This window comes from Nitrospira calida, assembly GCF_976986435.1.
Genome location: NZ_OZ335950.1, coordinates 2,645,590 through 2,659,175 on the forward strand (window position 1 = coordinate 2,645,590; position 13,586 = coordinate 2,659,175).

At 61.6% G+C, this 13,586-nt stretch carries 14 protein-coding genes; 3 read left to right on the plus strand and 11 right to left on the minus strand.

Annotation, left to right across the window (positions count from 1 at the left end; genetic code table 11):
• Positions 1–25: 25 nt before the first annotated feature.
• The 9 genes from ACWHTU_RS13075 to moaC all read right to left on the minus strand — a co-directional run bounded on the left by ACWHTU_RS13075 (position 26) and on the right by moaC (position 9,383).
• Positions 26–580 (minus strand): hypothetical protein, encoded by a 555-nt coding sequence (locus ACWHTU_RS13075; RefSeq protein ID WP_447859810.1) that lies wholly within the window; start codon positions 578–580, stop codon positions 26–28.
• An 80-nt stretch (positions 581–660) separates the two neighbouring features.
• Positions 661–3,063 carry an LPS-assembly protein LptD gene (locus ACWHTU_RS13080; protein WP_447859811.1) on the minus strand — a complete coding sequence of 801 codons (2,403 nt, stop codon included), beginning with the start codon at positions 3,061–3,063 and terminating at the stop codon, positions 661–663.
• A gap of 64 nt (positions 3,064–3,127) precedes the next feature.
• Positions 3,128–4,423 (minus strand): bifunctional folylpolyglutamate synthase/dihydrofolate synthase, encoded by a 1,296-nt coding sequence (locus tag ACWHTU_RS13085; protein ID WP_447863362.1) that lies wholly within the window; start codon positions 4,421–4,423, stop codon positions 3,128–3,130.
• Between the two features lie 31 nt (positions 4,424–4,454).
• Complete coding sequence (gene accD / locus ACWHTU_RS13090; protein ID WP_447859812.1) at positions 4,455–5,291, minus strand: acetyl-CoA carboxylase, carboxyltransferase subunit beta; 837 nt, start codon at positions 5,289–5,291, stop codon at positions 4,455–4,457.
• A gap of 13 nt (positions 5,292–5,304) precedes the next feature.
• On the minus strand, positions 5,305–6,102 hold the full coding sequence (locus ACWHTU_RS13095) for an MBL fold metallo-hydrolase (protein ID WP_447859813.1): 798 nt from the start codon (positions 6,100–6,102) through the stop codon (positions 5,305–5,307).
• 139 nt (positions 6,103–6,241) lie between these two features.
• Positions 6,242–6,955 carry a HoxN/HupN/NixA family nickel/cobalt transporter gene (locus ACWHTU_RS13100; RefSeq protein ID WP_447859814.1) on the minus strand — a complete coding sequence of 238 codons (714 nt, stop codon included), beginning with the start codon at positions 6,953–6,955 and terminating at the stop codon, positions 6,242–6,244.
• Positions 6,956–7,015: 60 nt separating this feature from the next.
• Positions 7,016–8,080, minus strand: a complete 1,065-nt coding sequence (gene moaA / locus ACWHTU_RS13105) for a GTP 3',8-cyclase MoaA (protein WP_447859815.1) — start codon at positions 8,078–8,080, stop codon at positions 7,016–7,018.
• Positions 8,077–8,796, minus strand: coding sequence for a molybdenum cofactor biosynthesis protein (locus tag ACWHTU_RS13110; RefSeq protein WP_447859817.1), 720 nt, complete (start codon positions 8,794–8,796; stop codon positions 8,077–8,079). The genes moaA and ACWHTU_RS13110 overlap by 4 nt, the downstream gene beginning before the upstream one ends.
• A gap of 95 nt (positions 8,797–8,891) precedes the next feature.
• Complete coding sequence (gene moaC, locus ACWHTU_RS13115; RefSeq protein WP_447859818.1) at positions 8,892–9,383, minus strand: cyclic pyranopterin monophosphate synthase MoaC; 492 nt, start codon at positions 9,381–9,383, stop codon at positions 8,892–8,894.
• Positions 9,384–9,524: 141 nt separating this feature from the next.
• Between moaC and folB the strand changes: the two genes are divergently transcribed.
• The 3 genes from folB (at position 9,525) to ACWHTU_RS13130 (ending at position 11,839) form a co-directional block, all read left to right on the plus strand.
• Positions 9,525–10,475 (plus strand): dihydroneopterin aldolase, encoded by a 951-nt coding sequence (folB, locus tag ACWHTU_RS13120; protein WP_447859820.1) that lies wholly within the window; start codon positions 9,525–9,527, stop codon positions 10,473–10,475.
• Entirely contained in the window at positions 10,462–11,307 is an 846-nt protein-coding gene (locus tag ACWHTU_RS13125; protein ID WP_447859821.1) for a PHP domain-containing protein, read from the plus strand. The genes folB and ACWHTU_RS13125 overlap by 14 nt, the downstream gene beginning before the upstream one ends.
• A 106-nt stretch (positions 11,308–11,413) precedes the next feature.
• A complete protein-coding gene (locus ACWHTU_RS13130) occupies positions 11,414–11,839 on the plus strand; it encodes a hypothetical protein (protein ID WP_447859823.1) in 426 nt (141 codons plus the stop codon).
• A gap of 119 nt (positions 11,840–11,958) precedes the next feature.
• Here the strand turns inward: ACWHTU_RS13130 and ACWHTU_RS13135 are convergent, their stop codons facing one another.
• Positions 11,959–12,972: a hypothetical protein gene (locus ACWHTU_RS13135; protein WP_447859824.1), complete on the minus strand. Its 1,014-nt coding sequence runs from the start codon at positions 12,970–12,972 to the stop codon at positions 11,959–11,961.
• 181 nt (positions 12,973–13,153) lie between these two features.
• Positions 13,154–13,567: a secondary thiamine-phosphate synthase enzyme YjbQ gene (locus ACWHTU_RS13140; RefSeq protein ID WP_447859825.1), complete on the minus strand. Its 414-nt coding sequence runs from the start codon at positions 13,565–13,567 to the stop codon at positions 13,154–13,156.
• Positions 13,568–13,586 lie beyond the last annotated feature (19 nt).

Genomic DNA, 13,586 nt, shown 5'->3' on the forward strand with positions numbered 1-13,586 from the left:
CACGATGCGCACCCCGTACGTCTCATCACCACCCCCATCCGTCCGGCACACCGAACCACCAATCATCGGGTCTGGCGGCCCGCCATGCCGTCTGCTGTTTCCACAGACGCTCGGTGACCGTCTTATCCAACCTGGTCGCCATCGCCGCGCTGATATCCGATTGACGTTGCACCGCGCTCTGAATGATCTCTTTGGCAATCCGGGCCAGCACATCCGGCGGATCGACCAAATCTTCCGGCCGGCCGGTCGCCAGATTGAGGAAGAGATGTTCGACCGCCACCCAGCGATCGGTCTTAGCCAGATGATCCAGATAGCCGTCCAGCGCATGGTACACGTATGTCAGATAAACGTAGCTCTCCGCCGACGGATGCACATCGATCTCCCGCTGGCAGGCCTCGATCGCTCGTTTGTAGTCGCCTGCGGCGAGAAACACTTTTGCGCGCTGCAGGTGACCGGCCGACACGTCTGACGCTCCGTAGACAGGACCGGTCTGGACTCCGGCCGCGTGCAACACCGCAGCCATGAGGGTGGTCAGGCCGAACCGGATCAGAGACGAGTCTGGACGAACCATCCACTGCATAGAACACCTCCTGGTCGAAGCCGAGCCATTACAGGCGAACCGATAATCGAACCGGATAGGAACATGACGGTTCCCTATCTTCAAGGCTGAACGGCACCCGGCGGCGAGGGTTCCGGCTGCGGCCGGCCATAGGGCCCGCCGGGAGAAGCCCAAGGCAGGCCGCGCTCGCCCATCAACAGCGGGCTGAGGATCGTGCGCAAGACCGCAGTGCCGAAGTTTTCGGTCCATCCCACGCCGGTCAAACTCAGCATGAAATTGTACTGTGCCCGGTCGGGGAATTGCAGATAGTAGAGTCCCAGCGACCAGCACTTGCACGGATTCTGATAGAGCGCGACCACATCGTATTCCGGACTCCGACCATTCTTGACGTCATAGTACCCCTTGGCTCCGACGGTCCAGCCCCACGGCGTTCGAAACGCGCCCCCCGCGGTCACGAACTGAATTTCCGGCGTCGGCGCAAACACTTCGTTGAACGAGATCGGATTCCACACGTCTCCGCGCCGCACACGGTTTCCCTCGCGCGTATGACGCTGTCCGATTTCCACATACCACAGGTTCTGTTGCTGGAAGCGGAGGTCCGTATTCCACTGGCTCATGGTCCCGCGATACGGATCGAGGAACGCATCCACCACGAGATACTTGTTCAGGGTCGGAAGTTGTCCGATCCCGGCGGCGCTACCTTTTGCGAACGCCTGCCCCGGCGCGGGCACGATCTGGGGGGTCGTATTCCCGATCACCGCCCGCAGCCATACATCGGAAAACTTCTTTCCGTCGATCGCCACGGTGGCCGGCACAAGCGGTTGGGTCACGGATCCGACCTCCGGCAACACGCCTGGGGTGAAATCTCTGGCCCTCGTCTGCACGGCGCCCACGCGGTAGCTTTGCGCCAGCGTCAAGTCCAACCAGTTAAAACTGCCGCCCTGCGCAATCTGTTGGAGCACCCGGCTTCGCAGCGAATAGGTCAGCAAATTTTTCTTCGGCAGATCGTCCACCTGATCGATCTGCGTGATTCGCGATTGATCGGTCGGCGGCACGTATTCGTAAATCACGCCCGGTTCGATCGTGTGCAGGAATCCTCCGCCGTCGCCTGTCCGGAACTGTCGCGCCAGTTTAGAGGTCGCCTCCAGCGAGGCCCATAGCGTTTCGCGGTGCACCGATTCCTCCGTTCGCACGCCGCGCGTGTAGTAGACCTCCCGCACCTTGAGTCGCGGCGTCAGACCGACGACATGACCGATGTTGAGCGTCTCCGTTGACAGGCCCGGCATTATGTCAACCCGATTCTGCGTGAAGCCCTGGTCGCGATAGAAGTTCACGAAGTTGGCGTCCATCCCGAGGAGCACCGGACCGCCGAAGGGCGTAAAGTTGGACACCGTGTATCCGAATTCCGGAAGCCGCTGGAATGTGTCGCTGCCGCCGGATTGCAGAGGCTGGAGATATTGGCCGAGCAGATAGAGGTTGCCATAGGGCACGCGCCGGCTGCCCAACAGATTGGATTCCCCGCTGGGCAACGCCCGTTGGGCGCCGGAATTGCTGAGTTGCTGCAGATAATCGGGGTCAGTCACGAGAAACGCCTGGGCGCGAATGAGCAGGTCAGGGTTGACCTGCTGAACGTGTGTCCCGCTGATCAGCGCCCGCGTTCGCCGGACATCCGCTCCTTCCGGGCTCACCCCGGCCACATTGGGCAACTTCTGCTGCTGCAGCGCGCTGACGAGCCACTGGCCCCGCGATTTGCGATCCAGCACATACCGATATTCCAAGTCGCCGCCGTACCCCAGATCACTGTAGTACTGCGGCGAGACGGTCAAATCCTGGCTGGGGTTGATGGCCCAAAAGTAGCTCTGCCGGAGACTGGCGCCGAACCGGTTGTCATATCCGACATTGGGAATCAGAAACCCGCTCTTGCGGGTGCTGAGCGGGTACGTGAGGGTGGGGATCGGTACGACCGGCACGTCATTGACGCACAGCCATGCGCCCTTAAGCGCCACGCTCTCCCCGGCGTTGACATCGATATCGTCGAACGTGAAACGCCAGGCGGGAATCGCTCCCTCCATGGCATCGCAGTTGGTGAACGATCCGTCTTTGGCTCGGTAATGATCTTCCGAGAAGCGCTGGAGCAGACGGCCCGTCACAAATGTATTGGTCGGCCGCAGATAAACCTGACCGTTGATGACGACGCCGGCCTCGGTATTGACGTTCAGCTCCAGCCGTTCGGCCCACACGTCCGTCTTCGGATCGGCGAGATGGACATGGCCGGTCGCGATCAGGATGCCCGGCAGCATTCTGACGGTCACATGGTCGGCCGTCAGACGGACCGTCCCTTGGACGATGACCACGGACCCATCGGCTTCGTACGTTTCCAGTTCCTTCAGGTAGTCGATCCGGTTGGCGGTGATCTCGATCGGCTGCGCGGCGGCGGGAGTCGCGGTGGCGGTCGACGGGGCGGCCGGTTCGCCCGCGCCCCGCGCGGGTGAAACCCAACCCATTAGAAGAAACCAAGTCAGCGCACAGCATGACCACCCGATGACCGCCCCGGGCCGTCGACCCATCTCAACCCCGGAGAGGCGAGGGCCAACAGCCGCGCAGGAGGGCCTTGATATCGCCCACCAGCATCAAGGAACCGGTGACGCAGATTAGATCGGACGGAGCGGCCAAACGCTTGGCCAATGCTAGCGCGTCGGCGGCCGGCGGGACCGCATGGGCGGAGGGAATCAAATCAGCAAGCGCGCGACGGAGGTCGTCGGCGCGGGCCGCGCGGGCGATATCCGCTTGGGTCAACACAACCTCGTCCACAACCGGAAGCAGCCTGGCCAGGAAGCCGCGGTGATCCTTATCCCGCATCATGCCGAGCACCAGAATCACGCGCGAACCCGGATGATCGCGTCGATACCGATCCAAGTAATCGGCGAGCACTTGGGCCGCCGACGGGTTGTGTGCGCCGTCCAGCAAAACGGTCGGCTCCTGTTCGACCACCTCAAGCCGTCCCTCCCATCGAACGGACCTGAGGCCGGCGCGGATCGCCGCCTCCGAAACCGGCAGTCCGCTGGCGCCCGCCGCTTCGATCATCGCCAGCGCGCAGGCGGCATTGTCCAGTTGATGCCGTCCCTCCAGCGTGCAGGACAGCTCATCATGGCGGACGGTGACCCCCTCGTACCGGAATCGCGCCGGGCTTTTTCCCTCCACTCTGAAATCGCGGTTCAACCGCAACACGGGAGCCTGGCGCTGCGACGCAACGGCCTCGATGACCGTGAATGCCTCCGCGGGCACTAACCCGACGATCACTGGAACGCCCGGCTTGATGATGCCGGCCTTTTCCGACGCGATCGCGTCCACCGTCCGGCCGAGGTACTCTTCGTGATCCAGCGCGACCGTGGTGATGCCCGTGACTAGCGGCTCGACGATATTGGTGGCGTCGTACCGGCCGCCCATGCCCACTTCCAGCACGGCTACGTCCACCGCGGCATCGGCGAAGTGTTGCATAGCCATCGCGGTGGTGAACTCGAAAAACGTCGGGGAACAATCGCCCTGGACGACGCTGCGGAGGCGCTCGGTCAACTCCGCCACCTGCGCTGCGCCGATCAGTTCGCCGTTGACGCGGATACGCTCGCGAAAATCGATCAGATGGGGCGACGTATAGAGACCGACGCGGTACCCCGCGGCCTGCAGGATCGCCGCCGCGAGGGCCGCGGTCGATCCCTTGCCGTTGGTCCCGCCGATATGCAGAATCCGATAGCGCCGCTGCGGTTCGCCCAAGCGGCTTGTCAACAGACGCATGTTGTCCAGTCCGAGTTTGATCCCGTGTTTCTGGAGACCGTAGAGAAACTCAACAGCGGATTCGTAGAACATCACGGTCGGCTCGGTGCGGGCGGGTGTGACGCTAGAAGTGGGTCACCAGCGTGCTCAGCGTATCCTTCAGTTGTTTGCGCTCGACGATCATGTCGATCATGCCGTGCTCCAACAGAAACTCGGCCCGCTGAAACTGGTCAGGCAATTGCTGCTTGATCGTCTGCTCGATGACGCGGGGGCCGGCGAATCCAATCAACGCTTTGGGCTCGGCGATGATCACATCGCCCAACATCGCCACACTGGCCGTCACGCCGCCGAACGTCGGATCGGCCAACACGGAAATGAACGGCAGTTTGGCCTCCCCCAGTTTCGCGATCGCCGCCGCAGTCTTGGCCATCTGCATCAGCGAAAGAATCCCTTCCTGCATCCGCGCACCGCCCGAGGTCGTAACCATGATCACCGGCAGGCGGGACGCCAGCGCCCGATCGACCGCGCGGCAAATCTTCTCTCCGACCACGGAACCCATGCTGCCGCCCATGAACCCGAAATCGAAAACACACAAAGCCACCCGCTTGCCGTTGATCGAGCCCTCTCCGATAACGATCGCATCCTTGCGGCCCGTTTTTTCCTGCTGGGTCTTCACCCGTTCACGGTAGGACCGGGTGTCGTGAAACTCCAGCGGATCGAGCGGTTCCAGTTCCGCATCCCACTCTTTGAACGTCCCCAGGTCCACCAGGAGAGAGATGCGCTCCATGACAGAAATAGGGAAATGGTAATCGCACTTGGGGCAGACTTTGTTGTTGCGTTCGACTTCCTTGCGATAGACGATTTCACGGCAATGATTGCACTTTAGCCACATGCCCTCCGTGACCTTCGTTCGTCTCGGTCCCTCGGTCTCGGTCGATTTGTGTTTTTTAAACCACGCCATAGATCCTCACTGCTTAGACGATGAGCTCCTGCCCTTCTTCCAACACGGTCAGATTCGGCACGTTCAGATCGCTGAGTTGGCGCAGGATCCGATCTCGAAACCGCGGTTTCATATGATAGACGTAGAGCGCGAGGCCCGGACGGCCGATCTTGCGGAATTCTTCTGCCAAAAGCGCGGGCGTCAAATGCTTGGTGAGCTTGGCCAATTCTTCCATCTCATTCGGAAAGGAAGTTTCGATGAAGGCCGCTTTCAGCGTTGGGAAACCCGCCGCGATGCGCCAAAGTTGGTCGGTCCGGTACGTATCGCCGCTGTACAGCACCGTCGTCACGCCGTCAGTCAGGACAAATCCGACCGTTGGCACCAAATGGTTCACCGGAACGGGTATCACGGTCAGCCCGGACAGCCGGGCTTCCTTGCCGGCCGTGAGCGGGCACGAGACAAAGACCGGTCGGCCAGGGTCGGGCAACCGGAAAAAGTCCGGATACACCTCGCCGTTGAAGATGTGGGCTTCCAGCCCTTTGAGCACTTCCGGGATGCTGGCGACACCGACCGGGATCTCGGATTCGCCGACCAGATTGTCGGCCAGCGTCGGCAACCCCTTGATGTGGTCGAAGTGAAGATGAGACAGCAGAACATGGCGAATCTGCTTTTGCTCGGCCAACCGGAGCTGCGAACCGACAGTGCCCGCATCCACCAGCACGGTTCCATTGACGAGAAACCCACAGGTTCCGCACTGTAGCGGTCCGCGCGCTTCATCCAAGAGCTGGTCAGAACCGTGACACCCCAGCACCCGGATCTTCACAAGCGGCACCCCGTCGGCCGATCATCGCGTCGGCGACCTCCTCTGGTCATCGGACACACAAGCGCAAAGCCTATCACACCTGTTGCGGCTTCGCACGAAGAAAGCCGCGGGTGCGCCAGGTGGCCTCCCGAACCCAATCGCGAGCGGCCTACAGCGGCCCCCCGCTGAATCCGATACGAACCATCATTGCGACTCCCACACCGATGCTTCCCAGGCTGGCAAGTCCCTGCACCGCCCAATACACCCGGTGACCGAGGGAAAGCGACCAGACGACCGGAACGCTGAGGGCTAGCCCGACCAGTATCATCCCGAAGATGGACCCGGCGCCGAACACGAGAATGTAAGCCACCCCTTCGCCCAACGTTCGGACGGTGGAGAGCACCACCAAGAGCAACGCGGCGGATCCGGCCAAGCCGTGGGCCATGCCGATCAACAACGGTTGAAGAGAATGTTTCAGCCAGTGCCCATGGACGTGATCGGCGCCGGATCGATGACTATGGAAGTGGAGGTGCCGTTTTCCGTCGTGCTCGTGGGCGTGCAGATGCCACCGTTCTCGGGACATCTTGAGCGCCAGCGACACCCCGAGCGCCACCAGCATAGCTCCAACTCCAAACTCACAGGCTTCCGCCAGACGGTCAGGAATCGCCACGTTCATCGCCATGACGACGCAGCCCACCGCGAGCAGCATTACGGTATGCCCCAGACCCCACCACAATCCGATCAATCCCGAAGCCTTGAACGTCGGCCGCTGCGCGAGTACGGTGGATACGGCTGCCAGATGGTCGGCATCCAGCGCATGCCGAAGCCCCAGCACAAAGCCGAGGCCGAGCATCGTGAGAAAGTGACTCTCCAACATGAACATGAAAAGGGACGCGGGACGGCTGAACAGCGCCGTGGACGCAACCGAACGGAAGACGCCCGGTCACCCCCCTCGGGCATGCATTTCAAGATGGGGATCTTCCCGAAGCCGCTCGATCTCGATCAGTCGCGCTTCCCGAAGCCCGAACCGCTCCAGGGCCTTGCGCTCCTCGGCGCCTCGGTCCTTGCGCTGGCGCCAGCCGGCGCGAATGAGCGCGATGAGATCGTCCCGCGAAACGCCGGCGCGGAGCGGGGCGCGCAGATCGATCCCGTCCTTCGCATAAAGACAGAGATACCACAGACCGTCCGCGGTTAGGCGGCTCCGGTCGCAGGTCGCGCAGAAGGGGGAGGTGGTCGACGCGATGATCCCGAACGTCGTGCCATCAGGTAGCGTGAAGCGCTGGGCCGGCGCGGAGCTTTCTTCGATCACGGGCTCGACGGGGCCGTATCGGCGGCTCAACCGGTCGAGAATTTCGGCGCGGGAGAGAACTTTGTCCATGGACCACTCGGTCGCGCCCCCGACATCCATGTATTCGATGAAGCGGACCTCGGCGCTGACGTGCTTGCCATACTCGATGAGGTCCGCCAACTCGTCGTCGTTAAATCCCTTGATCGCTACCGTATCCAGTTTTAGGTTCTGGAATCCGGCCCGCACCACCGCGTCGATCCCCTCCAGTACTTGGCGGTGCATGTCGCGCCGGGTCAAGGCGCGGAAGCGGTCGGGACGCAGCGTATCCAAACTGACGGTGACGCGATGCAGGCCGGCGTAGTGCAGCGCTTCTGCCTGATCGGCCATCAACACGCCGTTTGTCGTCAGCGCGATATCCTTGATCCGCCGGTTCCGGGTCAGCATCCGGACGAAGATCGGCAGATCCTTCCGGAGCAGAGGCTCGCCCCCGGTCAACCGCACCTTGTCCACGCCGAGTTCCGTGAACAAATCGGTGAGCGTCGCCAATTCCTCGAAGCTTAGGATGGTTTCGCGGGGCAACCAGGTGTAGTCCTCCTCCGGCATGCAGTATTTGCAACGGAGGTTGCACCGGTCGGTGACCGACAACCGCAGACTCTTCAACGGTCGGCCGAAGACATCACCAACCACCGGTGCCGTTTCGCTGAGCGGTAGCGAACTCATGGATGCTCTTCGACCCAGACCTCGCCTTCCGGCGTGTGTTCGAGTTTCCAGATCGGCGTGATCTGCTTCAGCTCGTCGATCGCCCATTTGCAGGTGCGGAACGCCTCGGCGCGATGCTCGGCGCCGACCACGATCAGCACGATGTTCTCGCCGATTCCGATGTCCCCATAACGGTGCACGATGAGCACCTCGATGACATCGAACTCCTTGAGCGCCCGCTCACGGATCTCGCGCAGCTTTTTCTGGGCCATCCCTTCGTAGTATTCGAAGGTGATACTGCTCACATCACGCCCTTTCGATCGATCGCGGGCGGTGCCCAGAAAAATCGCGATGCCGCCGATGCGCGTGGATCGGCTGCGCACCCGGGCGATTTCTTCATCGACCGAAAAATCTTCGCGCTGCACGCGGGCGAACATGGCGTCGTCCCCGCGCGCTGCCCCGTTTCCGCTCTCGTGTGTCATAGGCGCCCCACCCGCGAAAGGCGGCAACAACGCCACCTCATCGCCTTCGTTGATTTCGGTATCCTCGTGCGCGATGGCCTGGTTCACGGACACCAGGATTTTCTTTTTGTGAATCAGTTCGCCGATTTGGGGATACTGTGCGTCCAGCATGCCAATCAAATCCCTGACCCGCCCGCCCGACGCCAGCGCCACCGACAGCTCGCGTTGGTTATGCGCGAGCGATTTCGTCATGCCAAAGAGTTTAACGGCGATCATCGAACCGATAATAATGTGGAATTAGAAATTGAGAACGAGGAATTTGCGACTTGCCCGATCGCTTATCGAACGCCTCATTCCACATTCCTCATTCATCATTCCCTTCGATACGTGCCCGACTTCCCCCCGGACTTCGACAGGAGACAGATGTCGCCGAAGCTCATACCGCGATCCACGGCCTTGCACATATCGTAAATGGTCAGGGCCGCCACCGAAACAGCGGTCATCGCCTCCATCTCCACCCCGGTCTGACCGGTCGTCTTGACGGTCGCGGTGATGGTGATCGCGCACCGGCCGTTCCGATCGGGTTGGGGATCTTCCTTGAACGAGATGTCCACGCTGGTCAGCAGAAGCGGATGGCACATGGGGATCAGATCGGGAGTCCGCTTGGCACCCATAACCCCGGCGACCTGCGCCACGGCCAGCACGTCTCCTTTGGCGATCTTGCCCCGCTGGATCTTTTCGAGCGTCTCAGGCTCGAGGTAGACCTTAGCTTGCGCCGAGGCGATCCGTTCAGTCGGATCCTTGCCGGTGACATCGACCATCCGCGCCCGTCCCGCCTCGTTAAAGTGCGTAAACTCAGCCATTTTCCTCGGCGAATCAGGACGTTGCGAGTGCGTGAGGAATGCAAGAAATTATAGAAGCCGCTGAAAAGGGGAGTCAAGCACGAAGATATTCAGGCCGATTCCTCGCCCGTTGCTTGACACCCTTCCGAACGATCAACGAGAATGGCCAGTATGGTTGGTCGTATCGTCATCGAACGCCTCGAATTTCAAGGGCATTGCGGAGTCATCCCAGAAGAGCGGCAAACGCCTCAACCGATTGCCGTCGATGTGGAGCTGGAGTATCAGACCGAAGCGGCAGCGGCCACCGACAATATCAACCATACTGTAGACTATGCCCGGGTCGCAGAACGGATCGTCGAAGTCGGAAGGAGTCAGGATACCTGCCTCCTCGAAACGCTGGCCGAACGGCTCGTCGGGACGTTGTTCGCGGAATTTCCCGCCGAGCGTGTCCGAATTTGGGTCCGCAAGCTGGCTCCGCCGCTTAAACTCTCTACCGAGTCGGTCGGGATCCGGCTAGAGCGGAGCCGAACGGCCCAGCAGCTTCAGGCGGCCGATCCGCCGCCGGCGAGGTTCCTCGTCCAACAGCTTCACCGATTGCCGAAGGGGAAGGCGCTCGACGTGGCGGCTGGATCCGGCCGGAACGCGCTGTTCCTCGCCTCGCATGGATTCCAGGTGGAAGCCATCGACCGGGACGAACAGGCGCTGGCCCAGCTTGCGGCCACCGCCCGGCAGCGGAACCTCCAGAACTTGACCGTCCGAACGGTTGACCTGGAAAAAGGTGACCGAGCGCCCGAACTTCCGAAGGAAGAGTACGACGTCATCGTCGTCTTCTTTTACCTCTATCGGTCGCTCTTTCCCGCTTTGCTCGATGCGCTGAAGCCGAACGGCGTGCTCGTCTACGAGACGTTTGTGATCGACAATTACCTGCGCCATCAGCACCCGCGGCGCTGGGAATTTTGCCTTGCGCATAACGAATTGCTGCGCCTCGCTTCGCGTCTGCGCGTACTGCATTACGACGAAGGCGAACACGAAGGCGGGCACGGCGCTGGCGCCACGTTCACCGCTCAACTGGTGGCGCAGAAGACGGGCAAGGGGGCGTATGAGCCGTATTGACCTTCATCTTCACACGACGCATTCGGACGGCAGCCTGCCACCGATCGACGTGTTGGCACTCGCTGGGAAAGCCGGCGTGACCGCGCTGGCGATCACTGATCACGATATCGTGGACGGCATTCCGGAAGCCATGGAGGCCGGCGCACGCCTGGGCATCGAGGTCATCCCGGGCGTCGAGATCAGCTCCTGTTACGGCGACGGCGAATTACACATCCTCGGCTACTTTCTTGATTGGAAGGACACCGAATTGACTCGTCGTCTGGCCAACCTGCGAAACAGCCGCCACGACCGTAATCCGCGCATCATCGAAAAACTCAACGAACTCGGTCTCGCGGTCACCTACGAAGAGGTAAGAGCCCTTGCGGGAACCGAGTCGGTCGGCCGCCCACACATCGCCCGTGTGCTCATGAACAAGGGGTATGTGACCTCGGCGAAAGAAGCGTTCGATCGGTATTTGGCCGAAGGCGCGGCCGCTTATGTGCCACGCGCCCTGCCCACGCCGGCCGAAGCCATCGCCTGGATCAGAGCCGCGCATGGCGTGGCGGTGCTGGCGCATCCCACCTGGATCAAGGAGTCAGCGGAAGGGCTGTACAGGCTCTGCGACAAATTGAAGGGCGAGGGGCTCGGAGGCATCGAAGTCTATTACAGTACGCACACCGCGCAGCAGACGTCCCAATATCTCAACATCGCCAAACGCCTCGCCCTCCTCGTCACCGGTGGCAGCGACTTTCACGGCGTGACAAAGCCCGACATCGAGGTCGGGGTCGGCCGGGGCAATCTCAAGGTGCCGGAGAAGTTGCTCGATCCGCTCAAAAAAGCCGCCTCCGTATAGCACCCGCGCCCGTTTACGCTGCTCCACTCAGGCCCTCCGTTTAGTATCATGAAGACAAGACCGCACGGATTCCTGTCGCTCTCATTGTTTCCAAGGAGGGGCGGCCATGAAGAGACACCTCCGGATCGCCCGGACCACCGGGCTCATCATCTGGGTCCTGCTCGCGACCACTCCCACCTTGGCCGGCGACATCACGATCATCCAAGGCAGTGATGGCACGACCGGCACCGTCTATGACTTTGGCGGGATCAAGCTGTACCATGACAGCCACGGCACACGAGGCACGATTTACGATTTCGGCGGGATCTCGACGTATCAATTTACCGGCCCCGGCGGAGAAACCAGGGCCGGGACTATTTTCAATTTCGGCCTGCCGCCTCCGCCCAACAACTTCACGCCCGCGCCGATCCTGCCCTTCAATCCGCATGGCGCGCTCATGCCACGCGAGTCGCCCCCGCCTGTTGCGTCGTTCACTCCGCGTTCCGGGTTTGGCGTGTTCAGCGGAAGCGGCAGCGGACGACCGGGACGATAACGGACTTGCGGGGTCGCCAAACGAGGAAGGGGACGGTGACAAATGACGTGTCGCACCGACGCGCCCTCGACCGTGTCCTGATCGCCGGAAGCTGCTGGCTGTTCACTGTTGACTTCAGGCTAGTTTTCCGGCGCTTCGACGATATGATTCTCAAACCGCGTGCAGCCTTCAGCGAGCAGCCGATTGGTGAGCATCTCCCCGGGCCACTCGATCGGTAAGTCGGCGGTGAAGACCCACACGTCCGGGGAGGTCCACAGTGGTCCGTGGTCTTCGGGGAGTTCGGGGTCGAAGAGGTCGGTCCAGACCGGCATGTACACCCCGTTCCCGCATTGAGTATGCAGGTGCACGATCGTCCGCGCGCGGACGACCGGATCGAGGTCTCGCCACACAGCCGCCGTTTCATCTGCCAGTCGGTGCAGTCGTACGGCGTTCTGCGCGTCGAACATGGCATAGGCCGCATAGACTGGCGCCTCAAGCATGTGGGGCGCCAGGGCCAACTCCGGACATTGTTCCACCAACCCTTCCAGCAGCACGCGGCGATGCCGCTCTTCGAGCGCTTCCGGCAGACTGGGATCCGGCGCGCCAATCAGTTCGAAAATCAGGAACGCGGTGTTCTCGACTGGGGGATGCACGCGCGCGGTGATCGGCTGCGTCCGCTGAGAATCGGCGAGCGCGATGAGATGTTCGTTGAGAGCCTGGAGCGTCATCAGCTCCAGCGTCGCATCGGTGAGCAATCTGGGCTCGACCCGCACGACGGTGCCGGCTGGCAGGCGCAGATGCCGATGCAGCAGATCGGCGGTCGCCACCGGATCGATTTTGAGCTTAAGAGGCGGGGGCAGGTTCGCCTGCAGCGGCAATTCCAACGCCGCCATCACCGCATAGGCTGGCTTCTCGTCGAGATCACCGTCGAGCACGACCGAGCAGGCGGCTTCGGCAACTAAATCGAACAACCACTCCGCCATGTCTTCGTCCAGCGCCGCTAAAACGGTGAGCAGGTCCTGCTCCCGGCCCTGCTCTAGAAACGCCTGCAAGGTGTCCACCGCCGCGTCCGTGTCGCCGTGGTCGTGTCGGCGAGCGTTAATAAGGTGGATCAGATCGCGCATCAGCGGATCGGGCCGCGACCAGCTTGACATAGTGACCTCCTCAGACCAGCACCGCCGGATCAAGTCGGTTCTCCAGCGTATGATGCGTCATGTTGCCAAACTTTCGCAACCGTGGCAAGCACCTTCCCCGTTCCATCGCTCGTCCCGACTTCTCCATCTTGACCTTTCCCGAGCGATCGCCGGACTCGCATCGACCGGCCCGTCGCTTCGGTCACTCGCCGATCACCTTGATGAGAACCCGCTTCCGGCGCCGCCCGTCGAACTCGCCGTAAAAAATCTGCTCCCATGGCCCGAAGTCCAGCCGTCCGTCTGTGATGGCGACCACTACTTCCCGTCCCATGATCTGGCGCTTGATGTGCGCGTCGCCATTGTCTTCGCCGGTCTGGTTGTGGCGATACCGGTCGCCCTGCGGCGCCAATTTCTCCAAAAAGTCGTCGTAGTCCTTGAGCAACCCCGGCTCGTCATCGTTGATGTACACGCTGGCGGTAATGTGCATCGCATTGACCAGGACAAGCCCCTCCCGCACGCCGCTCTTCTTGACGGCCGCCTCGACCTGCGGGGTGATGTTGATGTAAGCCCGTCTGGTCTCGGTCTCAAACCACAGCTCTTCTCGATAGGTCTTCATCGCGGTGTCATCGCGGGGG

Coding starts and splice junctions, on each gene's coding strand:
- moaC (WP_447859818.1), bottom strand. CDS start 9,383: ATGGCTGAGTTTACGCACTTTAACGAGGCGGGACGGGCGCGGATGGTC.
- folB (WP_447859820.1), top strand. CDS start 9,525: ATGGCCAGTATGGTTGGTCGTATCGTCATCGAACGCCTCGAATTTCAA.
- ACWHTU_RS13075 (WP_447859810.1), bottom strand. CDS start 580: ATGCAGTGGATGGTTCGTCCAGACTCGTCTCTGATCCGGTTCGGCCTG.
- ACWHTU_RS13100 (WP_447859814.1), bottom strand. CDS start 6,955: ATGTTCATGTTGGAGAGTCACTTTCTCACGATGCTCGGCCTCGGCTTT.
- ACWHTU_RS13140 (WP_447859825.1), bottom strand. CDS start 13,567: ATGAAGACCTATCGAGAAGAGCTGTGGTTTGAGACCGAGACCAGACGG.
- moaA (WP_447859815.1), bottom strand. CDS start 8,080: ATGAGTTCGCTACCGCTCAGCGAAACGGCACCGGTGGTTGGTGATGTC.
- ACWHTU_RS13135 (WP_447859824.1), bottom strand. CDS start 12,972: ATGTCAAGCTGGTCGCGGCCCGATCCGCTGATGCGCGATCTGATCCAC.
- ACWHTU_RS13130 (WP_447859823.1), top strand. CDS start 11,414: ATGAAGAGACACCTCCGGATCGCCCGGACCACCGGGCTCATCATCTGG.
- accD (WP_447859812.1), bottom strand. CDS start 5,291: ATGGCGTGGTTTAAAAAACACAAATCGACCGAGACCGAGGGACCGAGA.
- ACWHTU_RS13110 (WP_447859817.1), bottom strand. CDS start 8,796: ATGATCGCCGTTAAACTCTTTGGCATGACGAAATCGCTCGCGCATAAC.
- ACWHTU_RS13085 (WP_447863362.1), bottom strand. CDS start 4,423: ATGTTCTACGAATCCGCTGTTGAGTTTCTCTACGGTCTCCAGAAACAC.
- ACWHTU_RS13125 (WP_447859821.1), top strand. CDS start 10,462: ATGAGCCGTATTGACCTTCATCTTCACACGACGCATTCGGACGGCAGC.
- ACWHTU_RS13080 (WP_447859811.1), bottom strand. CDS start 3,063: ATGGGTTGGGTTTCACCCGCGCGGGGCGCGGGCGAACCGGCCGCCCCG.